Consider the following 22852-nt stretch of genomic DNA (forward strand, 5'->3'; position numbering starts at 1 on the left):
AATGCTTATAAGGAGAGTATAGTGCTTTTCTCTAATATTGATGCAAAAAACAGCGTGTTATTAGTTATAGACTTACAAGAGTTGCTTGCTCCTGCAATTAAAGATTTTCCGAATATTTTAAAAAGCACATTGCAGTTAGCTCAAGCGGGTATTATTCATGGCGTTCCATGTTTAGTAACGGAGCAATATGTGAAAGGTTTGGGCGAGACTAATCAGCAAATTAAAAATACGTTACCTAATGCCACGTATTTTCATAAAACGTACTTTAGTGCGTGTGCAGAGCCTGGTTTTGTTGATACGTTAAAAAGCCATGGTAAAAAGCAAGTTGTTGTTGTGGGAACTGAAGCACATGTGTGTGTTTTACAAACATGCTTAGATTTAATAGAAAATGACTTTGAAGTTATTATTGTTTACGACGGAGTTGGTTCGAGAAACCCACAACATAAAAATTTGGCGATTGAGCAGCTACGTCAAGCTGGAGCTGTAATTTCATGCGCTGAAATAGTAATTTTTCAATGGACAAAAAAAGCTGCTACGCCTACGTTTAAGAAAATACTGCCTATAATTAAGTAGACCGCATGCATGTAATGTAAATAAAATGTATTGCTTTGATGTGTCGTTAGTTAATTATTGTGTTAAGTAAACTGAAACTCGTTTATATACGTATATTGCAGACTGCTTTATAAAACAACAATGCAAACAACAATTTTAAGGTTCTTATGTCTAGTATTGGCCGGTTATTTACAATTATTTTCAGTCTTTTGTTTGTCGAGTCTATTGCTATAGGCTTGTATTTCGACACATTAGCGCAGGCTTTTATGATAGGTTTGCCATTGTGTTTATTACCTATATGGCTTTTAAAAACACAAGGTGATAGCCCTATTATCCCCCATGTGGTAGCTGCCGCCATAATGATGTTTTCTTTTTTGCACATACAACAAACTTTTGGGCTGATTGAAGTCCATTTTGAAATATTTATTTTAATGCCCATGTTAATTGTTTTTGTACAGTGGCGAGTGTTTATTACCGCTATTATTTTTGTAGCGGTACATCATTTATCTTTTTATTATTTACAAACTCAAAATACGGGTTTTTACGTATTTGACCCTGATAGACTCGCTTTTACTACGGTGCTAATTCATGCTGGATACGCAATAGTTGAAGTATTAGTTGCAGGCTATATTGCAAAAACGCTGCAACGGGAACGTCGTGCGGGCTTATCTTTAAGTTATGCGACAGAACAAATAATGAAAGATCCTGAAAACATTAAACTCTCTCTTCGCGCGGATGACACTAAAAGCGAAGCTGTAGCAGGATTTAACACATTACTAGATTACTTATCTGATGTTATTAAACAGGTACAAACACAATCAGAATCATTGCAAAAAAACTCACAAGAGCTTATTGATGTACACGATCAGTTAGCGAGTGGTGCGGTTCAACGCACACAACAAACCGATGATATTGCTAATTCTGGCGCTCAAGTTGCCAATGGCTTTAAACTTGTAGAAGAAGAAAGTGAGGTGCTTAAGCGCCAAGTTGACCATATTACACAATCTGCAGGTGATGCATTAAAAGAAGTGCTTCAAACAGACGCTAAAAGTAGAGAGTTGTTAACACTGCTTAATCATACCGAAGAAAAAATAAATCACTTAGTGGCAGCTGGCGATGTTATTTCAGGGCTTCTTAATGAAATATCAGGCATTGCTGAGCAAACAAACCTACTTGCTTTAAATGCAGCTATTGAAGCTGCCCGCGCAGGCGAACACGGTCGAGGTTTTGCTGTTGTTGCTGATGAGGTAAGATCTTTGGCTAACCACAGTAAAGCAACAACAGATAAAATTAGTCTTACATTAAAAGATCTTGTTAATAATAGTAAAACGTCAACGCAATCAATGAGTCAGTGTGTGAGTTTTGTAGTTGATTTAACAAGTATTAGTGCTGCAATGAAAGAAAATATTTCAGCAATGAGCGAGCAAATAGCCGCAGTATCTTCAAGCTCTGACTCAGTTGCACAAGTGGTAGCGGAGCAGGCAGGTAATACCGAGTTAATAGCAAGCAGTACTGATACTATGCGCCAAAATCAGTACCAAGATACGCAAATAGTGCAGCAGTTAACCGCTAAGGTGCAGTTAATCGATGTAAGTATTGATGTATTAGAGCAAAGCATTGCCAAGTTTAAATAAATCTAACTCTTTTGTATTTTCGCTTATAGCTATATGGCTTGTTTGTGTTGTTGCAGGGTTAGTTTATTTTCAGTTAGAGCAACTTAAACCGTTTGATAGCTCAAAAGTTTTATTGCAAAAGCACTGGTTTAATAACTTTAAAAAGCAATTGGACTGGGTTGACACTAATGAAGCGTCGTTAGTGCTTATAACTGAAAAAAATTGCGGGTGCACCATACAGGCTAAACCACATATTTCATCGTTAAGCTCTTTTGCTGCCAATAAAGCTATGAAGGTTGTACAAGTTGAATTAACACCAAAGCTTAAACACGTTATTCCGGCAACGCCTGCCGCCGTTATTATTAATAAAAACGGTGAGTTTGTTTATGCCGGTCCGCTCTCTGAAGGATTAGCGTGTGCCCAAGGAAGTGGCTTTGTTGAAACTGCGGTCACTAATTTAGCTGCAGGTTTTAATTCCAACCTTTTAATTACGCAAACCAAGGGGTGTTACTGTGTAAACAATGCATAAATAACGTGCAGAAAAAATTAAAGCTCGCACTTAAATTAATAGGTTCGAGCTTTAACATTGATTAAATTGTAACTAAGCCATAAATACCTAATGACACAAACACACAAGCAGCAATAGCACGTACGGTGTTTAGAGATATTCTTTTTAGTAATGCATTACCAGCATATATAACAGGCACGTTAGCAATTAGCATACCTAACGTGGTTCCTACCGTTACCCAAAACACAGACTGATATTGTGCGCCTAGCAACACTGTCGCTATTTGTGTTTTATCACCAATTTCTGCAATAAAAAATAATACAAAAGCGACTAAAAAAGCCCCGTAGCTATCGTATTTATTACTTACATCTTCGTCTTTGTCTGGAACTAATAGCCAAAGGCCAACAATAATAAAGCTGATGTTTACAAGCCAAGGTAAATATTCAGAAGAAAAACTATTACTTAACCACTGCCCAAACCACGCTGATAGGCCATGATTGAGTAAAGTTGCGGCTAAAATACCAAGAAAAAGTGCGCTTTTATTACGAAAACGGGCAGCTAACAGGAGTGATAAAAGCTGGGTTTTATCGCCAATTTCGGCAAGTGTAACAGTGACGGTTGAGGTTAAAAAAACTTCCATTATTGATTCTTACAGGCGGGAATACTAAACCAAGGCAAACAACTATCTCCCGCCATGAGGATAGTGTCTACCTAGGTCTCGCCGATAACGCTTGCTACAACATTACAAACTTACCATGCACATGAGGTGCAATTATGTTGATAAGTTTACTCATTACTGAGCGGGCTACTCCCCTAAGAGGCGGCCATTATTCCATAACTTTACTTTTAGGTAAATATAGTTAAGAGAACAAATACCATATTCTAATAAATAATTTATATTTATTAGTGAGGAAGCTATTGATAACAATTGTCGTTTAGATTAGTATGCACCTATTGAATGTAATTAACACGGTTTGTATTGATGTATATTTGTCTTTGTCACGGTGTGACTGATAAAAAAATTGAGCAAACAATTGACGATGGTGCAACGACCATGCGTGAATTAACCAAAGAGCTTAAAGTAGGCAGCCAATGCGGTAAGTGTTGTGGTTGTACTAAAAAGATCCTTAATCGCAGACTTATTCAAATTGCGGATGTAACGGATCAAGTTGCTTAATTACATATAAAATTTAGATATAAAAAAAGCAGCTTTTTAGCTGCTTTTTTTATGCTTGTTACTATTTACAGTTGAGACTGTAAGTAGTTTTTGATACCCGTATTTTTAATAAGTAATTGTTGGGTTTCTAACCAATCAATTTGCTCTTCTTGTTCATTTAAAATGTGATCAAGGGCTTCACGGGTAATGTAATCTTTTTTACTTTCAGCCAGTTTAACGGCGCTTCGTAACTCGTCAATAGTATCGAGTTCAAAACTCATGTTAGCAGCAATCATTTCTTCGCTGTTTTCACCAATACGTAATCGGCCTAGGTCTTGAAGATTTGGTAAGCCTTCTAAAAACAAAATACGTTCAATTAAACGATCAGCGTTTTTCATTTTTTGAATTGATACTTTGTAGTCTGCTTTATCAAGCTGTGTAAAGCCAAAATCTTTAAACATACGTGCATGTAAAAAGTATTGGTTAATACCAACAAGCTCATTAGCGAGTACTTTATTAAGCGCTGCAATAACGTCTTTATCGCCTTTCATAATATGCTCCTACTAAGCCATTTGTGCTTGATGATAATTTTCAGAACCAATTTTATCAATTAGACCAAGTTGTTGCTCTAACCAGTAAACATGATCTTCTTCGGTATCAAATAACAGCTTTTCTAAAATGCTACGAGATTGATAATCTTGTTGTTCTTCACATATTGCGATTACGTCTTTAACACACGCAACTACTTCAAGCTCTAGTGTTAAATCGTTTTGCATCATGCTTTTTACATCGTTACCGATAAGTAAATCACGGCGCTTAGTCATATTTGGTACACCTTCTAAAAACAAGATGCGCTTAATAAGCCAGTCTGCGTGATCTTTTTCTTCTTCCATTTCGTGGTTAAGGCGCTCGTATAGTTTGTTTAAACCCCAGTCGTCATACATGCGCGAGTGTATAAAATACTGATCGATTGCTGCTAATTCGTTAGCTAACAATGTATTAAACGCATCGATTACTTTTTGATTACCTTTCATGATAAATCGCCTCAACTATTTCAATTGTATGCAGTGTAGTACATATAGCCTATATTGCAAGTTTTCTCTATAAAAATCATTGCGTTACTATTGGTTTTGATTCTTATTTAAGTTTGCGTTACTGCTTGGTTTATGGACAGTTTTTTATTTGTATTAGTATCTGAGAATGATTACTAGAGGTATTTATAAACAATAAGTAGAGATACTGCTTTTCATATTATCTTTTTAAATAAATAGGCATGCTGATGCCTATTTATTGAGTCTATCACTAATTAAAACTGGTATTTAGCACCCAGCGTTGCGGTTGTGCCTAATCCTTTAATATTATATCCACCGTAGGTGTAAGCCTGTGCGCGGGCAGGGTAGTAATCGCTATTAAATAGGTTTTCTATTCCAAAATACCCACTCCACCTGGCGTTAACATTGTATTGGCCACTTAAGTTGAATGTGTTGTAGCTACTAACAGGGCCCTGATCGCCAGAGTATTGGCCCTGTGCATTTTTATCAAAGCGCTTTCTGTCGCCTACATATAAAAAGCTCATTGCAAGCGATAGCTCGTCATTTGTTTGCCACGTTACATTCGCCGTTGCTTTGGGTGGGCTAATTTGGCTTGCGCCTAGGTAATCATCAGCTTCGGTGTTTTTACCTTCTACGTAACTGTATGTGGCGCTTAATTTAAGGTCTTGGTTAATAGTATAATTAACTAACCCTTCGTAACCCCATATTTCTTGTGGTGCACGTACGGGTTCGTAAACACCCGTTACTTCATTATACTCATTACTTGTACCAAGCTCTGAGGTACTTCTGTAAAGAGCAAATTCAAAACGTACGTTTTCAAACTGTGAGGTAAAACCAATTTCGTAATTGTCGATTATTGAGGCTTGTGTTTGAACAAGTGCAATATCGTCAACAGTTGCAGCGCGAAGTAGGCGACCAATATCAGAAATATCAGAGCCCTGTGAATAACTAAAAAATGGGCTGAATGCATCTGTTAAATTGTATTTTATGCCTGCATTATACGTTGTAGCGTCATAGTTTATGGTATCACCACGCACATTTAATGGTACTGAACATTGAGATACGGTTTTGCAAAGTTTTAGCGTTTGGTAGTCACTTACACTCAAATCAATGCTTTCGTTTCTTACACCCGCTTTTACAATAATATCGTCGTTTATTACCCATTTGGTTTGTAAAAAGCCAGCCACACTTTTCATGTCCATTTCTGGCACCCACACACGGCCATCTACTAAAGGTTGCGATGTTTTATCGTTTAAGGCATCAATACCGTAGATTAGAGTGGCTGTTAGGTTTTCAAAATCAAACTGGCTATTAAATGTAGCTCTTGCACCTTGCTTGTCTGATTTAATAACCGATTGACCACCGCTATAACCTTCATCAAGATTGGCTAAAGCGGTTGAGAAAAAGAATACGTTTTCTATATTTTGTTTATACAGATCGAGGGTCATTTGTGTGTTTTCAAACAACGCGTAATCAACATATTTTAGGGTTATATTTTCGTTGCCTTCTGGGCCTTGCGGTTTACCTTGTTTTTGAAGCGCTAATGGGACGTGTATAGCGTATGTTTTTTCCCCTATATTGCCATCGCCAGTAACATCGCCTAAATCAGTTTTTTGCTGTGAGCTGTAAAAGTTATAGCTGAACTGCAGTTGCTTTTCGTCGTCAAAATCATAAGTTAGTTTGGTAAAATAGTTTTGAGTTTCAGAGTCTGATAAACCATATTGCAAGCCTAAAATATCGCCCTGTGCATCGCGTTGTACGCCGTTTTCTTCATAGCTTGCCGTTAACAGGTAGCTTAGTTGGTCGAGCTTACCGTTTACTGCGGCTGATACTCTACCGCCACCACTTTCTGCTAATTTAACAGCGCTAAAGCGGCTTGAAATACTTATTTCGCCTTCCGGTTTACCATCACTACGCGCTTGTTTTGTTATGTAGTTAATAATGCCACCTGATGCACCATTACCATAAATAGACGTTGCGCCTTTTATGACTTCAATGCGCGCTATTGCGCTGGCGTCTAACGTTTTTACGCCTAAAGAACCATTACGAAGAGGGGTTGATTGCGGTACGCCATCAATCATTATTAATGGCGCACGGCCGCGTAGTGTTTGTCCTGAATTACTTGAACTACCAGTATCTGGGGCAAGGCCAGGAACCATTTGCGCGAGTAAACTTCCCAATTCTGAGCTTACTTTTAAATGCTGTTGTATTTGTTGCTGATTAATAACGGTGATCGAGGCTGGTACTTCGTCAATGCTTTCTGATATACGGCTGCCTGAAACAATGACATGCTCAAATTGATCAGAATTGTATTCATTTTTATTATTTTCATTTGCTAACGTGTTAGTACTTATTGCAACAGCAATAAGGCAAAGCGAAGTTTTTAACATGGGGTGTCTTAGTTGATAATAATTTACGTAATGGTAATTATTATCAACTAATGGCACAAGTGTTAATGAGATTTATTTCCATTTATGGCGTTTTAACCAGAAATACACACCGCTTACAATAAAAAATGCGAGTGAAAGGGCTATTAATAACCATAAAAACTGCACGATAGGACCTGCAAAATCACCAATGTGAAACTTATATTTGAAGTTCCATGCTTGTGTTGTGAAGTTTGTTTTACTGGCGTCAAATGAGTTTAATACTTTACCCGTAAATGGGTTAGTCCAAACCCAGCTGTAAGCGTGACTTTCGCCAGGGTTTTGCATTCTCAGTGCAATTGCTTCGTTATCCTTTTTAGGTAAGTAAATTCTATATAATTTACCGTCTGGAAATACGTTCTCTGCATTTTTAATTGCTTCATTGTAGTTTAAAGTAGCTTGAGAAGGGGTTATTACTTTTGGTGCTTTAGGTCTTTGTTCTACCTTGTTTAAGGTCACAAATTCTAATACCGATTGAGTTTGTGTTTTCCAGTTAAATGCCATACCAGTAAAGGCAATCAGCATAAGCGGTATAAAAAAGTAAACACCAAGCACTGTATGTAATTGATACATGAGCACTCTAAATTTGGCTTTTGGTTTTATAGCTAAACGTTTAACTCTGTTTTTGGGCTTTACCCATAAATAAAAGCCCAGTAATACATTTATTAAAAGTAGCAATGCACACACCGACATCCAATTTCGAAAGGTTTTTTCACCTTTACTGTTTTCAAACAACAGCCAACGATGTAATCCCATAGCAAACCCATAAATCGTATCGGTTGATTCATAGATGTTTAGTACACTCCCTGAGTAGGGGTTAACACTGGCGTAGTGTTTATTGGCTAACCGAAATTGCCATGCTGCGTTTGGCGCTTGTTCGGGCATAAAAAAGGTGATTTTTTGCTTAGTTTGAGCTTGTACATTTTGTATAAGTTCATCGTAATGCATTAAGTTTTTTTGGGGTGTTACTTGCCATTTCTCAGGCTCTATTAGGTGCTGTATGTCTTTTGCATAAATCATAACAGCACCGGTTAGGCTCACTATTAATAAAAATAGTCCGCTAATTAGGGCAAGGCCTAAATGAATTCTACGTAACCAAAGTTTCAAAAACGGTATCTCATTATGAGTTAATGACAATATTGTAAATGATAATACGAGCTGTTTTCAATTAAATAGTTATGTATTTGGTTTAGCTTGTTATTAAGAGCATTAAATTGGGCTTTAATTTGCGATTGGTCGGATTTCTATTATGCAATTTTCAATATTAAAATTGTCATGTAAAAAGCTTTTTACTGCTGGCAAATTAATTAAGTGCTGAGTGCCAATAATAAGCTCACAATAATTTTCTTTATCATCTAGTTGCCAAAGCTTAATGCTAACTACCGATTCGATATTAAATTCATTACTAATAGCATGTGATATTGCGTGTATATCAATATTGCTAGGCGCTGCTTGCATTAAAATTTTGCAGCTTTGCTTTAATAGTAAAATGCCATGATAAATTACATAAAGAGAAATAAGCACAGTGGCAATTAAGTCAACGATATACCACTGGTATAAAATAATTAAGGTGCCCGCAATAATAACAACAATAGATGCCATTGCATCTGATACGTTATGAATAAAGGCCGCTTTTATATTTATACTGTGATTTGCGCCAGCTCGGTAGGTTAAATATGCGGTTGCTAAATCAATAATCAATGCTATTGCTGCCACCCACACAACTATCCAACCATTAATTGGTTGAGGGTTTAAATAGCTCGAAATGGCTTCAAAAATTAAATACACACCAATTAATATCAATGTACTGCTATTAAAAAGTGTGGCAAGTATTTCAGCGCGTTTATAGCCAAAATGATGAGTGGTGTCAGCAGGTTTATTACCAATTTTACGTGCAACGAGCGCGATAAATATAGCGGCAGCATCACTTAAATTATGAAGTGCATCGGCTATAAGTGACAAACTGCCCGAAAATACCCCGCCAATAACTTGGGCTACGGTTAGCAATACATTAATAACCACAGCGACGGTTAGCTGTTTATCGCTCTGGTTTTCGTCTACATGACTATGTGAGTGATCGTGCGCCATAATGACCTCAAATGTATTAATTGAATATTGCTTATATCATGGCTGGTTTAAAACCGCTACAGATGTGGTAGCGTCAATAAATCTAATTATAAGTTAGTAATAAAGGCGTATATTTTAAAAAGTGTGAATTTAATATTGTAACGCTAAACACCCATTTTTTAAGGAGTTTACCGCTCAAAACTTGCGTCTTTATATATTTAGTGCATTAATGTAAGTAATATTAAATGATTATAAGTTGCTGGATATTAAGCATGCACAAAGGTTTAAACTTTGATGAATTAACAGGTAAAGGACAGTCTGTTCGAAGTAAGTTAATTATAACCTTTATAATTATAGCCTTAGGGCCACTATGTATACTTACTTGGTTTAGCCTTGGACATGTAAATAGTACGCTTAAGCAAAATGCAGACGCTGAACTAAACGAGCTTAATAATATAGGTAAGCAATTTGCTGATATTTGGTTTGCAGAGCATGTTAAGGATCTATATTTGCTTAGGGCGCAGTTTGATATTAGCCCGACTAAAAAACAACAATTAATAGCGCAATTTGTTGAGCAGTACGACTTTGTTAATAATGTAGAACTTATTGATGTAAACCTCGTTAAATCACTACCTTCCTCACCCTTTTTTAATATTATTAAAGATCAACGTTTTAATAACATACTCTCTGGTATTAAAAATACAGGTAAAATCCAATTTCAGTCAATGACAGTCTCAGGGCGTGAGTATCATATTATTGGCTTACCGTTAGTAAATACCGAAAATAAGCTACAAGCCATATTGCTCGCAGATATAAATTTAAACGGCTTATTAAATAATCTAAGTAAAATACACGCTGCAAATAAAGACATAACATTTTATGTTATGCATAATAATAAAATTCAAAAAAATAATAATTCAGAAGATTCTCAACCACTATTTTTCTCTCAAAACGGCTCCCCAACGCAACGTGTTTTTTCTTACAGTAATAAAAATGAAGAGACTTTATACGGGTATATTGATTCTCTAGAGTTTTTAAATGAATCTGGATGGCAATTACTTGTAACAAAACCAAAAGAAGTTGCACTACAAGGTGCTAATTTTTATAAACAGCTTGCTTTATTAACAAATGCGGGGGCATTGCTGCTTATATTAACGTCATCGTGGTGGTTTGGGCGTCGACTTTCTAGACCTTTAATTAACTTAGCTAAAATTGTTGAAAGTATTACAAAAGGAGATAAGGTAAAAGTCCCTGTAATAAACGACAGTATTGAGTTTAACCAGCTTTCATTGGGTTTACGTAATTTAGTAGCCGTAAAAGAAGAGCAACACAGTATATTACAAAAGCAACGCTCTGCACTTCAAATTGCATTAAAACAATTAGCCGAGCAAAAAAGTGCATTAGATGAACACGCTATTGTTGCTGTAACTGATTTGCATGGCACCATCACTTTTGTAAATAAGAAATTTTGTGAGATTAGTGGCTACGATGAACACGAATTAATAGGTCAAAACCATCGCCTTTTAAATTCAGGAAAACACGAAAAAGCATTTTTTAAAAATATGTATAAAACGCTTAAACGTGGTGATATATGGAACGGGCAAATATGCAATAAAGCTAAGCATGGTGGCATATATTGGGTAGATACGACGATTGCACCATTTTTAGATGAAAATGGAAAACCGCAAAACTATATTGCTATTCGTAATGACATTACAGCCCTGAAAGTACAAGAGCTAGAGCTTGAGCAACACAAAACACAGTTACAGTTAGTGATAGACTCAACAGCCGTGGGTATTTGGGATTGGTATATTGATACGAATAAAGTGACGTTTAATAACCGCTGGGCCGAGATAATAGGTTACAAACTCAGTGAGATTGAGCCTTGTACTATAGATACTTGGTATACATATGCTCACCCAGACGACTTAGTGATATCAAATAAAAAACTTCAAGAGCACTTTGCCGGTGAGACTGACTATTTTGTTAGTGAAGCCCGCATGAAGCATAAAAATGGACATTGGATTTGGGTACTCGATACTGCAAAAGTAGTTGAGTGGAATACCGATGGCTCTCCAAAACGTATGATAGGTACGCATTTAGATATATCAGAACGAAAATCTACAGAGCTTGAGCTACAAGGAAGCCGCGATAGGTTTGCATCTTTGGTATCAAATATCCCTGGCATTATTTATCGATGTAAGTTTGATAATAAATTAAGCATGCTTTATATGAGCGAGCAAGCGAGTGGAATAACAGGTTATTCACCTGATGAGTTGATACATGATGAACCCCCCAGCTTTTTTGATTTGATATGCGAAGACGATTCTAAAAAAATAAAAGATGAAATTCTACGTTGTGTTAGCGCTAAGCAGTCATGGTCTGTTGAGTATAGGATTACAGCCCGCGATGGCTCCTTACATTGGGTAAATGAAAAAGGCCAAGCCATTTACGCAGATGATGGCAGCATATTGTATTTAGATGGATTTATTTTTGATATTACAGAGCGTTACAATACACAGTTAAAAATAAATCGTCAGCAAAGCCTACTTGAATCAATGAGTAAGCAAGGGCAGATTGGCGCATGGGAGATGGACTTAGATGCGCATACACTTTATTGGTCTGATGAAGTTAAAGTTATTCACGAAGTACCAGAGGACTTTGAACCGAGCATAGATACCGCTATTAACTTTTATAAACCAGGCATACACCGAGATACTATAAGTACCTTATTTGAGTGCGCAGTGACTTTAGGTGAAAGCTGGAGTGTAGAGCTTATTATTTTGACCTATTCTGGGCAAGAGCGTTGGGTTAAATCGATGGGCCAAGCTGAGCTTAAAGACGGTAAATGTGTACGTGTGTTTGGTTCATTTCAAAGTATTGATGCACATAAACGACTTGAACTTGAGAGCGAAAAAGCAAATCGTTATAACAAAAATTTAGCCGCGCTTACAGTCGCACCTGAGGTGCAAAATAGTGATGTAGAACAGGTTAAAAAGCTAGCCGTTAAATCTATGTGTGAAGTGCTAAATGTTACACGAGCTTCGATATGGATCTTTAACGAAAAACGAGATGTGATGACGTGTCATTGCTTATATATAAATGGTCAAGGGTTTGTAGATACCGACGCTATTTTAACTGCTAAAGACTACCCAGCTTATTTTAATGCTATTTATAAACATAATTTAGTGGCTATTGATGATGTTTATACTCACTCAGCAACTGTTGATTTTATTGAAGCATATGTAACACCACTAAATATTAAATCGATGCTTGATGCTGTAATTGCAACAGGCGATGGTAATTTAGGTATTTTGTGCGCTGAAACAGTAGGCGAGCATCACAACTGGACGCAAAGTGAAGAAACGTATCTTCGCTCATTAGCTACTTTAGTGGGAAGCACTTTAGTTTCTCAAAAACGAAAAGTAATTAGTGAGGAGCTAAAAGTAGCACTCGTGAAAGCTGAAGATGCAGCCATTGCTAAGAGCCAATTTTTAGCAACCATGAGCCATGAAATTAGAACGCCGATGAATGGCGTACTCGGTATGCTAGAGCTTGTTCAATTAGAGTCGCTATCTAAACCAATAGAAACAAAAGTAGATATAGCCAAAAAAAGTGCACATTCTTTATTGGGTGTAATTAATGATATTTTAGATTTCTCTAAAGCTGAAGCAGGTAAAATCGAGCTTGAAGAAATTAACTTTAATGGACGTGATTTAATTGGTGAAGTTGCTGCCGCACAAGCATTTACAGCTCAAGACAAAGGTATTGAAATTATTTTGGATCTGGTAGCGCTAGAGCCTTCGCAGTTATGCGGCGATCCAGGGCGCATTCGCCAAGTTATTACTAATTTATTGAGCAACGCCGTTAAGTTTACGAGTCAAGGCGAGGTTGTTGTAAGCGCGAAAATTAATAAAGTAGCTCAAGGTTTAGAGTTTGTTGTAAGTATAAAGGACTCAGGCATAGGAATAAGTTTAGAAAAACAAGAGCAATTATTTACCCCTTTCTCTCAAGTCGATGCATCAACAACGCGTGAATATGGAGGCAGTGGCTTAGGGCTGGCTATTTGTAAGCAGCTTTGTGAACTAATGGGGGGGGCTATCTCTCTCACTAGCGAAGCCGGTAAAGGGAGTACTTTTACTGCCACTATAATGCTGACTCCGGGAGATCAAAAAGAACGTTATATTCCTAATATTAATATGGAAGAGCTAACCGTTTTGGTTGTTGATGATAACGAGACAAATCGAATTGTAATTTCACAGCAGCTTGAGCACTGGGGAGCTAAGGTTGCGCTTGCATGTGACGCACGCGAAGCTCTTGATATGTGCGCGCAGCAGTATAAAAGTAACAATTGCATGTATGACATTGCAGTGCTTGATATGCAAATGCCAGGAATGGATGGTATAGAGCTGTGTAAAGCACTAAAAGCACATGAACATTATAAATCAATGCCACTTGTAATGATGACCAGTATTGCTGGTATGGAAGGTGCGCAGCGCTATTCTAATGCAGGCTTTCAGGCATATTTCCCCAAACCTGTAACCACTGCCGATTTAATTTCTGCACTGTCAGTCATAACAAGTAATGATTCAGATGAGACACTCCCACTTGTTACTTCAGGCTATATTTCCTCTCTTAAAAAAGAAAAGGTGCAGGAACCTACCCAAATATTACTTGTAGAAGATAATCCAATTAATCGACAAGTGGCTACATTAATGCTCAAAAAGCTTAATTGTGACGTTACAATTGCCGAAAATGGTCAATTAGCGATAGATATATTAGAGTCTCACGATTCTGGTTTCTTTAAGCTCGTTCTTATGGATTGCCAGATGCCTGTTATGGATGGCTTTGCTACAACTGCAGCTATACGTAAAGGTATGGCAGGTATACAACACAAAAACATTAGGATCATTGCTATTACGGCTAACGCAATGGACTCTGATAAAGAGCGTTGTATAACCGCTGGAATGGATGACTACTTGAGCAAACCGATTCAATTAGATATTTTAAAAGATAAATTAGAGCAGTATATTTAAGGTAAAAATACAATGAGCCAACCCGTTATAATACGTGATGCAAAACCAAGTGATGCGAAAACAATTTTGCACTTTATTACCGAACTTGCCATATATGAAAAAGAACCGGATGCAGTTAAAACAGACGAACAGGCTATTTTAGATACGCTGTTTAGCGACGGTGCTACTGCGCACAGCATAATTTGTTTAGAAGGTGATGAGCCAATTGGTTTTGCGGTCTATTTTTATAATTACTCTACATGGTTAGGTAAAAATGGCCTATACCTTGAAGATTTATACGTAAGCCCAGATAGCCGTGGCAATGGTGCAGGTAAAGCCATTATGAAGCACTTAGCTAATAAGGCGATTAGTAATGACTGTGGTCGTTTTGAATGGGTAGTGCTTGATTGGAATAAACCCGCTATCGATTTTTACAATAGCATTGGTGCAAAGCCTCAAAACGAATGGATTATATATCGCTTAACAGGGCAGGAATTACTAGACTTTGCTAAATAGTTAATGAAAATCATTTGCATTTAGGTTTATGGGTGTGTAAGTTAACTACACGCCCATAAATAAACGTGCAGATGATTATATGATCTCAAACCAAAAACAATCCCACTCAGATTTACTTTGTCTTGATCAAGCATTAAGCCCTTGGCAGTCGAATATAATGCAAGGTAATTATGCATTTGAACAAGGTGCACTTCTCGAAGCCCGCGATAAATACTTATTAGCTAAAACACTTGCAGATCATCTTCTTCAGCAGTTTTTATATGCTCAGATTAATAACAATGTCATCCATGCTATTGAGCATTGCATACCCGCACTTGTTGTTGCGTCGCATAATTTAGCTGATACCTATATAGCTATGCAACAGCCTGAAAATGCATGCAAATGGCTATGCGAAGTACACTTAACACTCCGTTCGCTAATTAAGCATACTCATTACGATATACAAAAAGTGAGTAAGCATCATTACACTAAAACGTCCTCTGAACTTGTATCATTTGCAAGACGCTATCATTTTTTACCTGAGCTAATAGAGCAAGTGAATTTTTGCTTATGCTCAGAGAGCACTACAAACAATCAACTGCACTAATTTAAAAGAAAAAGGAGTATTTATGGCTTTTACTTTGCCTGCACTTAACTATGAGTACGATGCGCTTGAGCCTCATATTGATGGTAAAACAATGCATATTCACCACACATTGCATCATCAAACGTATATCAATAAAGCCAATGCTGCTTTAGCAGATACTGTTTATGCAACCGCAAATGCTGAAAAATTACTTAAGGGAATAAACAGCCTGCCTAGTAATTTACAAAAAGCAGTACAAGAGCATGTAGGAGGGCATTTTAATCACAGCTTATTTTGGCAAGTAATGAGCCCAGAAGGAGGAGGGGAACCTGAAGGTAGTGTAGCTCAGGCAATAAATGAACAGTTTGGCAGTTTTGATAAGTTTAAAGATCAATTTACTGCTGCTGCAATTAGTCAATTTGGCAGTGGTTGGGCGTGGCTATGTGTGACCCCAGATAAAAAGTTGATTGTAGAAAATAGTGCTAATCAAGATTGCCCTTTAATGCAGGGAAATACCCCTATTTTGGGACTTGATGTATGGGAGCATGCCTACTATTTGAAGTATCAAAATAAGCGTCCTGACTATATTGCTGCTTTTTATAATGTAATTAATTGGACTGAAGTTGAAAAACGCTACCTAGCCGCAATAAGTTGAGTGCCGAATATGGCTAGTAATACAGTTTATTTTCTATAAGCTAGGCTCTATTAGATTAATTTATAGAGCCGTTTATGTACACTTCACATTGGCAAAAAGCACGTCAGAGTCGCGATCCTCGTTTTGACGGGCTTTTTTACGTAGCGGTAAAAAGTACCGGTATTTATTGCAGACCAATTTGCCCTGCACCAACGGCTCACGAAAAAAACGTTGCTTATTATCAGTTTGCCCATAACGCGGCGCAAGATGGTTTTAGGCCCTGTATTCGTTGCAGGCCCGATAGTGCCCCAGGCAGCGCAGCATGGCAGGGTACAAAAACGACGGCACTTAGAGCAAAACAGTTAATAGATCAAAATGACGAGCACGACTGCGAAAAATTAGCAGCTCGTTTAGGCGTAAGTAGTCGTTATTTAAGGCAGTTGTTTAAGCAGTATTTTGGCGTGTCGATTACGCAATATCGATTATTTAACCAATGCCACTTTGCTAAAAAACTGATTCAAGAAACACATTTACCCCTTACCGAAATAGCGTTTTCCGCAGGCTTTAAAAGCATTAGGCGCTTTAATGATGCATTTTTACAGCAGTTAAATATAGCTCCCTCGAAGCTGCGCAGTGGCGATAAAAAGCCAACGTCAACACTCATTTTAACCCTGCCATTTAGGCCGCCTTATAATTGGCCTGCTTTGCAGGGCTTTTTACAAAGGCGCTTGATAAAACCAATGGAGTGGATAACACAAACGAGCTACGGGCGTACTTTTGCAAGTGATAAATATAAAGGAAGTTTTACCGCAGAATTTATAGCGAGTAAAAACCACTTTAGTGTATCTATCAATATAGACAATACGGCGTACTTACAACCTGTTATAAATAATATACGCCGTGTGCTTGATTTAGATGCCGATATTAATTTAATTCAAATGCATTTAAGCGCCAATATAAACAATGCGTTTACAGTGTGCGAAGGGCTCAGACTTCCGGGGATTTGGTCAAGTTTTGAAGCCGGTATAAGAGCGGTACTTGGGCAACAAGTGAGTGTTACTGCAGCGCATAATTTAGTAACAAAGTTAGTTGATGAATTAGGCGAAAAAGAGGGCGATGCCGTTTATTTTCCTACGGCTAAAATTGTTGCTAATAGTGATTTTGCATTTTTTAAAATGCCACAAGCACGCAAAAATGCGCTACACAACTTAGCCCAGTTTTGTGCGCTAAATCCTGAAAATGACGATTTAGACGAATGGCTTAGTTTAAAAGGAATTGGCCCTTGGACAGTAAATTATGCAAAGCTGCGAGGACAAAGCCAACCCGATATATTACTTGATGGTGATTTAGGTGTTAAAAAAGCACAAGCAGCGGCAAATCCGTTTGAGCCTGCTAATTGCGCTCCTTTTCGCTCTTACTTAACGTTTCAACTTTGGCAGCAATTATAATGATCATTCAAACATCAATTTCGAGCCCTATAGACGACATAATTATTCAAGCGACTGATAAAGGTGTGAGTTACGTTGGTTTTTATCCTCCAGTTGAGCACCCTCATACGCCATTTGAGCAAGTTACTAACAAGGCGGTGCTTATTTGCGCTGCGCAGTTAAATGAGTACTTTGCAAAAAAACGCACTATGTTTGATGTACCACTTGATACAACCGGTACGGTATTTCAGCAAAGTGTATGGCAAGCACTATTAACAGTACCTTTTGGACAATCGCAAACATACGGCTATATTGCTAACCAACTCAATAACCCAAAAGCAGTGAGGGCAGTAGGCGCTGCTAATGGTAAAAATCCGATTAGTATTATTGTACCGTGCCACCGCATTATTGGCGCAAATGCAAAGTTAACGGGCTATGCTGGTGGGCTTGAAAGGAAACTGTGGTTGCTGAAACACGAAGGATTAATGTAAATTAATTGATAAAATATAGCCAGTCTGCTTAACTAAACCTATAATTTAAATAATCAACTAATAAAAATTATTATGCGTATTAATAGCTTAGTTTACTTTTTTATTGCCAGTTTAATGTTTACCGCTACTGTGTTTAGCAAGCCGCAAAGTCTCGTGTTTTGTTACGAAGACAAAAATATAGCTCCTATGTTTTTAGGTGATGGCCAAAATATACCAACAGATAAACCTGGTGCATCAATCGAAATACTTCAACAACTTGATTTAGCATTGCCCAATGTAGCAATATCATTTGTTAGAAAGCCATGGCGTAGATGCTTAAACGATTTAGAATTTAATCGAGTTAATGCTGTTATTGCAAGTTACCGCAAAGGGCGAGAAAACGTTGCTGTTTACCCTGTTGATGAGCAAGGTAAGTTACAAGATGACTACGCAGTAAGTGAATTTGGCAGCTGCCTTATAGGGCGCTATAAATTTCATAAGGAATGGGAGACTCGTGAAGTATTTCAAAATAAAGCATTTACGATAGCTATTCCTAATGGTTATGGGCTAAATAGCGCGTTAAAAGAAGAACCATTTTTTATTCATAATACGTTTTCTAAAAGCAAAGCTTTTGAGTTGCTAGATAAGGGGGTAGTGCAGGCGAGCGTTGATCTATGCCAAGTAGACGGCTTAAAAGTGTCGAGTTATCCGTATGAGGGTAATAATGTTAAACCTATTTATCCCCCTTACGAAACCAGCCATGGTTACCTTGTATTTTCAAAAAAATTCTATGAAGAAAATAATGCTCTAAGCTTGCAAATGTGGCAGTGGTTATCAAAATTTGAAAGTGCACCTGTGTATATTAAATACTTACAAACACTCAAATAAACAGGCCCCGACAAAATAAAATTCGCGTTTGTAAATTGGTATTAATTTAATATTAAGGTAGCATAAGCGCACTTTTTATAAAATGGCACCGCAATGGCTCAATTATACTTTTACTACTCTGCAATGAATGCAGGTAAATCAACCACGTTATTACAATCTGCATTTAATTATAAAGAACGTGGCATGGAACCTGTGATCCTGACTGCTGCCATTGATGATAGACAAGGCGTGGGTAAAGTATCGTCTCGTATTGGTTTGCAAGCTGATGCGCATGTATTTGATGCTAGTAAAGATGTTTTTGATCTTATTCAATCACTCAATAATGATAAAAAGCGCCATTGTGTGTTAGTTGACGAGTGCCAATTTTTATCAAAAGAACAAGTAATGCAATTAACCGATGTGGTTGATGAACTCGGTATACCGGTATTGTGTTATGGCTTGCGTAACGACTTTAGAGGCGAGCTATTTATAGGGTCGCAATATTTGCTTGCGTGGGCTGATAAGTTAGTTGAGCTTAAAACTGTTTGCCACTGCGGGCGTAAAGCTAACCATGTACTGCGTACCGATGAAAATGGCGAAGCAATAGCCGATGGTAACCAAGTAGAAATTGGCGGCAATGACCGATATGTTTCGGTATGCCGCAAACATTATAAAGCCGCGTTAAATATGGGCCGATAAAGCATTTAAAAATGTATCAATATCTTCGCGGGTTATATCTAAATGCGTAACTAGCCTAAGCTGCTTGCTTGGGCTAAATAATATGCCTTGTTGTTTAAGCGCTTCAGCAATATCTTCAATATTTATACTGCTACTGTATGTTGCGTAAACCATATTAGTGGTGTTAGTCATATCGACAGTAAAGCCACTGATTTCACTTAATTGTTGAGCCAAATAACGTGCATTTTCATGATCGTATTTTAAGCGCTCTACATTGTGCTCAAGTGCAAACTGCCCGGCAGCTGCAAGCATTCCGGCTTGGCGCATACCACCACCAAGTACTTTTCTCCATCGTCTTGCTTTATTAATAAGTGCTGGTGAGCCTAATAATAAAGAGCCTACAGGCGCACCTAAACCTTTAGATAAACAAATAGAAACTGAGTCAAAGTGTTTTGTAATTTCAGTGATATCAATATTTAGCTCAACAGCGGCATTAAAAGCACGTGCGCCGTCTAAGTGCAGCGCTAAACTATGCGTATTAACAAAGTCACGTGCTTGGGCTAAGTACTCAAGCGGGAGTACTTTTCCGCCAATGGTATTTTCTAAGCTGAGCAATCGCGTTTTTGCAAAATGGCAATCGTCTGGTTTTATAGCCGCCGCTATTTTACTAAAAGGGATGCTGCCATCAGCATCGTTTTCAATAGGCTGTGGCTGAACAGATCCTAAAACAGCTGCGCCGCCACCCTCAAACTTATAATTGTGAGCATTTTGGCCACAAATGTATTCGTCACCTCGCTCACAGTGCGCCATTAACGCAAGTAAGTTGGCTTGTGTGCCTGAGCTACAATAAAGTGCGGCTTCAAAATTAAAACGCTTACACGCATAGGCTTCTAGTTGGTTAACGCTTTCATCATCACCATATACATCGTCACCAACCGGTGCGTTGTACATAATATCGCGCATTTCTTTTGTTGGTTTTGTAACTGTATCAGAGCGAAAATCTATCATGATTGCCTTATCCTTTTTATTATTTTTAATAAAATTGGTATTAATCAAGCTCGCTACAAATTTGCTCACGAGTGTCTTTATCAAAGTAGGTCCATGCAATAAAGCGGCTAATTTTTTGACCTTGTGCCATATCAACAATTTTATACTGTGCTATTGGGTGAGCTTTTAATACTTCTTCAAGGGCTGCAATATTATCTTTTTTAGAGACTAACGACGTAAACCACAGTACTTGCTCTGCAAAGTCTTCGCTTTCTTTAATCATATTAGAGATAAACTGTACTTCACCGCCTTCACACCACAATTCATTATTATGACCACCAAAATTAAGCGTGCTACTGGGTGTTTTTCCTAAGTTTTTCCACTTACGTTCACTGCCTTTACTTGCCTCTTCTTCACTTGCATGAAACGGAGGGTTACAGAGCGTTAAATGGTATAGATCTTTTTGGTTTATAACGCCTTTAAAAATTTGTGATGCGTTTTTTTGATGTTTTAGGGTGATTTTTAAACGATTAAACTGAGCAATTTGCTTTGCTATTTTTACTGAGGCTGTATCAATATCAGTTCCAGTAAAATGCCACTTATATTCACTTGTACCAGTAAGCGGATAAACTAAGTTAGCGCCAGTGCCAATATCAAGCACTTTAATTTGCTTACCTAAAGGTATTTGTTGTTGATTATCATCACTTAATAGGTCGGCTAAGTAATGAATGTAGTCAACACGCCCAGGTATAGGTGGGCATAAGTTGTGCTCGGGAATATCCCAAAAATCAATATTATAATGTGCTTTTAAAAGAGCTTGATTAAGTGTTTTAACAGCTTTGTTATCACTAAAATCAATGCTTTTAGTCCCTGCAGGTGTGGTTATAACAAAGGGCAGTAGAGCAGGATGCTCTGTTGTTAATAAATCGAAGTTGTACCCATTTTTATGTAGGTTACGAGGGTGTAATTTTGAACGTGCTTTATTTTCTTTCATGGCTTCATTTTAACAACAGATATGATGTGGTGATTGTAACAAATGCTGATGAGTAAAGTGCACACATTTCCTTTGGTATATTTAATATTACTGGTAGGATGAGTTGAAAATAATAAAAAGGAATAACTGTGGCAATTTCTCAGCAATCAATAATTATTAATGTAGCTGATCAGCAAACACTTCATTTACGCCGTATTAGCGATGAAGATCAGCAAGGGCCTATCGTATTTTTTATGCATGGAGCAATAGAAAACGGTAAGATTTTTTACACGCCCTCTAATAAAGGACTTGCCCCTTTTTTAGCTGAGCATGGGTATAGATGTTATGTGGCTGATTTACGTGGCCGAGGTGATAGCAAGCCAATCATTTCGAGCGAGTCCGAATATGGACAAACTGAGTCTATCCTAGAAGACATCCCTGCCTTTATTAAGCAAATAGAGTTGATTGAAGGCAAAAAGCCAGACTACTGGGTTGCTCACTCTTGGGGCGGGGTGTTGATGAACAGCGCGTTTGCACGTTTTCCAGAATATATTAACGACGTTAAAGCATGTGTGTATTTTGGCTCTAAGCGTTCTTTATTTAATAATCACCCTCAAAAATTATTACAAGCCAATTTAATTTGGTATTTTATGGCGCCTTTACTTGCTAAAAAACATGGCTATTTAAACGCTAAAGGTTATAAGTGGGGCAGCGATAACGAAACTCAAAAGTCGCATTATCAAAGTATGCAATGGGCTAAAAAGAAGCCATGGATAGATTCTGATGATAATTTTGATTATGCAAAAGCGCTAAACAACCTGCATTTACCGCCAACGCTTCATATTGCTGCGGTAAAAGATAAAGCATTAGCGCAACCAATCGATATTCAAAAATTTATGGACGAATCGGGGCTAGGCATTCAACAAATGCAAATTTACGGTCGTAAACACGGGCATAATTTTGATTACGATCATATTAATATGCTTACCCACCCAAGTGCGCGTGATGATCAATTTAAAGATTTACTTAATTGGTTTAAAGCACATCCGTAAGGGCCTGTTGACCTTTCAGGATTAAAATTTGTTCAATCCAAGGAAGTTTTAATCACGGCGCGAAGTTTGTAACCTAGTGGGCTCGGTAACTGCTCCTGCGTTACCCTACTGGCTTACATCCATGTAAGAATAAGTAAAAACCGAGCAACAAAGAGTTAATCGTCCCTAGAGAGAACCCAAAGGGCAGTGGATGTTTGGTCTTTATGCTGCGTTATCGCCTATTTATGGGGAACAACCACACTACATAGGCTCTGCCTTGCCTAAATACCAAACAGCCTACTGCAAATTTAACCT

21 protein-coding genes are annotated in these 22852 nt (G+C 37.7%); 13 read left to right on the forward strand and 8 right to left on the reverse strand.

Annotation, left to right across the window (positions count from 1 at the left end; genetic code table 11):
- Window positions 1-21: 21 nt before the first annotated feature.
- The 3 genes from H5160_RS11325 (at window position 22) to H5160_RS11335 (ending at window position 2694) form a co-directional block, all read left to right on the forward strand.
- Window positions 22-573: an isochorismatase family protein gene (locus tag H5160_RS11325; RefSeq protein ID WP_182695210.1), complete on the forward strand. Its 552-nt coding sequence runs from the start codon at window positions 22-24 to the stop codon at window positions 571-573.
- Window positions 574-719: 146 nt separating this feature from the next.
- Window positions 720-2186, forward strand: coding sequence for a methyl-accepting chemotaxis protein (locus H5160_RS11330; RefSeq protein WP_165723367.1), 1467 nt, complete (start codon window positions 720-722; stop codon window positions 2184-2186).
- Entirely contained in the window at window positions 2170-2694 is a 525-nt protein-coding gene (locus tag H5160_RS11335; RefSeq protein WP_024608847.1) for a DUF6436 domain-containing protein, read from the forward strand. The genes H5160_RS11330 and H5160_RS11335 overlap by 17 nt, the downstream gene beginning before the upstream one ends.
- 61 nt (window positions 2695-2755) lie before the next feature.
- On the opposite strand, the gene H5160_RS11340 is transcribed toward H5160_RS11335, so the two are convergent.
- Window positions 2756-3313 (reverse strand): TMEM165/GDT1 family protein, encoded by a 558-nt coding sequence (locus H5160_RS11340; protein ID WP_182737476.1) that lies wholly within the window; start codon window positions 3311-3313, stop codon window positions 2756-2758.
- A 342-nt stretch (window positions 3314-3655) separates the two neighbouring features.
- Here H5160_RS11340 and H5160_RS11345 point away from each other — a divergent pair, with 342 nt between their 5' ends.
- Window positions 3656-3850 (forward strand): (2Fe-2S)-binding protein, encoded by a 195-nt coding sequence (locus H5160_RS11345; RefSeq protein WP_002960627.1) that lies wholly within the window; start codon window positions 3656-3658, stop codon window positions 3848-3850.
- Between the two features lie 65 nt (window positions 3851-3915).
- Here the strand turns inward: H5160_RS11345 and bfr (H5160_RS11350) are convergent, their stop codons facing one another.
- From bfr (H5160_RS11350) to H5160_RS11370, 5 genes are all read right to left on the reverse strand, one after another.
- Window positions 3916-4380: a bacterioferritin gene (gene bfr / locus H5160_RS11350; RefSeq protein WP_002958984.1), complete on the reverse strand. Its 465-nt coding sequence runs from the start codon at window positions 4378-4380 to the stop codon at window positions 3916-3918.
- A 12-nt stretch (window positions 4381-4392) separates the two neighbouring features.
- Entirely contained in the window at window positions 4393-4863 is a 471-nt protein-coding gene (bfr, locus tag H5160_RS11355) for a bacterioferritin (RefSeq protein ID WP_002958985.1), read from the reverse strand.
- Window positions 4864-5135: 272 nt separating this feature from the next.
- A complete protein-coding gene (locus H5160_RS11360) occupies window positions 5136-7271 on the reverse strand; it encodes a TonB-dependent receptor (RefSeq protein ID WP_182712362.1) in 2136 nt (711 codons plus the stop codon).
- Between the two features lie 72 nt (window positions 7272-7343).
- Window positions 7344-8414, reverse strand: coding sequence for a PepSY domain-containing protein (locus tag H5160_RS11365; protein WP_182737477.1), 1071 nt, complete (start codon window positions 8412-8414; stop codon window positions 7344-7346).
- A 114-nt stretch (window positions 8415-8528) separates the two neighbouring features.
- Window positions 8529-9395, reverse strand: a complete 867-nt coding sequence (locus tag H5160_RS11370; RefSeq protein ID WP_182695204.1) for a cation diffusion facilitator family transporter — start codon at window positions 9393-9395, stop codon at window positions 8529-8531.
- Window positions 9396-9646: 251 nt separating this feature from the next.
- Between H5160_RS11370 and H5160_RS11375 the strand changes: the two genes are divergently transcribed.
- The 8 genes from H5160_RS11375 to H5160_RS11410 all read left to right on the forward strand — a co-directional run bounded on the left by H5160_RS11375 (window position 9647) and on the right by H5160_RS11410 (window position 19567).
- Window positions 9647-14410, forward strand: coding sequence for a PAS domain-containing protein (locus H5160_RS11375; protein WP_182695203.1), 4764 nt, complete (start codon window positions 9647-9649; stop codon window positions 14408-14410).
- 12 nt (window positions 14411-14422) lie between these two features.
- The gene (locus H5160_RS11380) at window positions 14423-14905 is read left to right on the forward strand and encodes a GNAT family N-acetyltransferase (RefSeq protein ID WP_002958990.1); all 483 of its coding nucleotides are present in this window, start codon (window positions 14423-14425) and stop codon (window positions 14903-14905) included.
- A 79-nt stretch (window positions 14906-14984) separates the two neighbouring features.
- Window positions 14985-15491 (forward strand): hypothetical protein, encoded by a 507-nt coding sequence (locus H5160_RS11385; RefSeq protein WP_182737478.1) that lies wholly within the window; start codon window positions 14985-14987, stop codon window positions 15489-15491.
- A gap of 22 nt (window positions 15492-15513) precedes the next feature.
- Entirely contained in the window at window positions 15514-16125 is a 612-nt protein-coding gene (locus tag H5160_RS11390) for a superoxide dismutase (RefSeq protein ID WP_154902934.1), read from the forward strand.
- A gap of 74 nt (window positions 16126-16199) precedes the next feature.
- On the forward strand, window positions 16200-17552 hold the full coding sequence (locus tag H5160_RS11395; protein ID WP_154902933.1) for a DNA-3-methyladenine glycosylase 2 family protein: 1353 nt from the start codon (window positions 16200-16202) through the stop codon (window positions 17550-17552).
- A complete protein-coding gene (locus H5160_RS11400; protein WP_182737479.1) occupies window positions 17552-18022 on the forward strand; it encodes a methylated-DNA--[protein]-cysteine S-methyltransferase in 471 nt (156 codons plus the stop codon). Before H5160_RS11395 ends, H5160_RS11400 begins: the two co-directional genes overlap by 1 nt.
- 72 nt (window positions 18023-18094) lie before the next feature.
- On the forward strand, window positions 18095-18889 hold the full coding sequence (locus H5160_RS11405; protein WP_182737480.1) for an amino acid ABC transporter substrate-binding protein: 795 nt from the start codon (window positions 18095-18097) through the stop codon (window positions 18887-18889).
- A 93-nt stretch (window positions 18890-18982) separates the two neighbouring features.
- Window positions 18983-19567: a thymidine kinase gene (locus H5160_RS11410; protein WP_154902930.1), complete on the forward strand. Its 585-nt coding sequence runs from the start codon at window positions 18983-18985 to the stop codon at window positions 19565-19567.
- On the opposite strand, the gene ltaE is transcribed toward H5160_RS11410, so the two are convergent.
- Window positions 19550-20554, reverse strand: coding sequence for a low-specificity L-threonine aldolase (gene ltaE, locus H5160_RS11415; RefSeq protein ID WP_182737481.1), 1005 nt, complete (start codon window positions 20552-20554; stop codon window positions 19550-19552). The two genes, H5160_RS11410 and ltaE, sit on opposite strands and share 18 nt — an antisense overlap.
- A 40-nt stretch (window positions 20555-20594) precedes the next feature.
- Window positions 20595-21527, reverse strand: coding sequence for a 23S rRNA (adenine(1618)-N(6))-methyltransferase RlmF (gene rlmF, locus H5160_RS11420; RefSeq protein WP_182737482.1), 933 nt, complete (start codon window positions 21525-21527; stop codon window positions 20595-20597).
- Between the two features lie 128 nt (window positions 21528-21655).
- Between rlmF and H5160_RS11425 the strand changes: the two genes are divergently transcribed.
- Entirely contained in the window at window positions 21656-22558 is a 903-nt protein-coding gene (locus H5160_RS11425) for an alpha/beta fold hydrolase (RefSeq protein ID WP_182737483.1), read from the forward strand.
- The last annotated feature ends 294 nt before the right edge of the window (window positions 22559-22852 follow it).

The organism is Pseudoalteromonas sp. SG43-4, assembly GCF_014164325.1.
GTDB classification, from domain to species: domain Bacteria; phylum Pseudomonadota; class Gammaproteobacteria; order Enterobacterales; family Alteromonadaceae; genus Pseudoalteromonas; species Pseudoalteromonas distincta.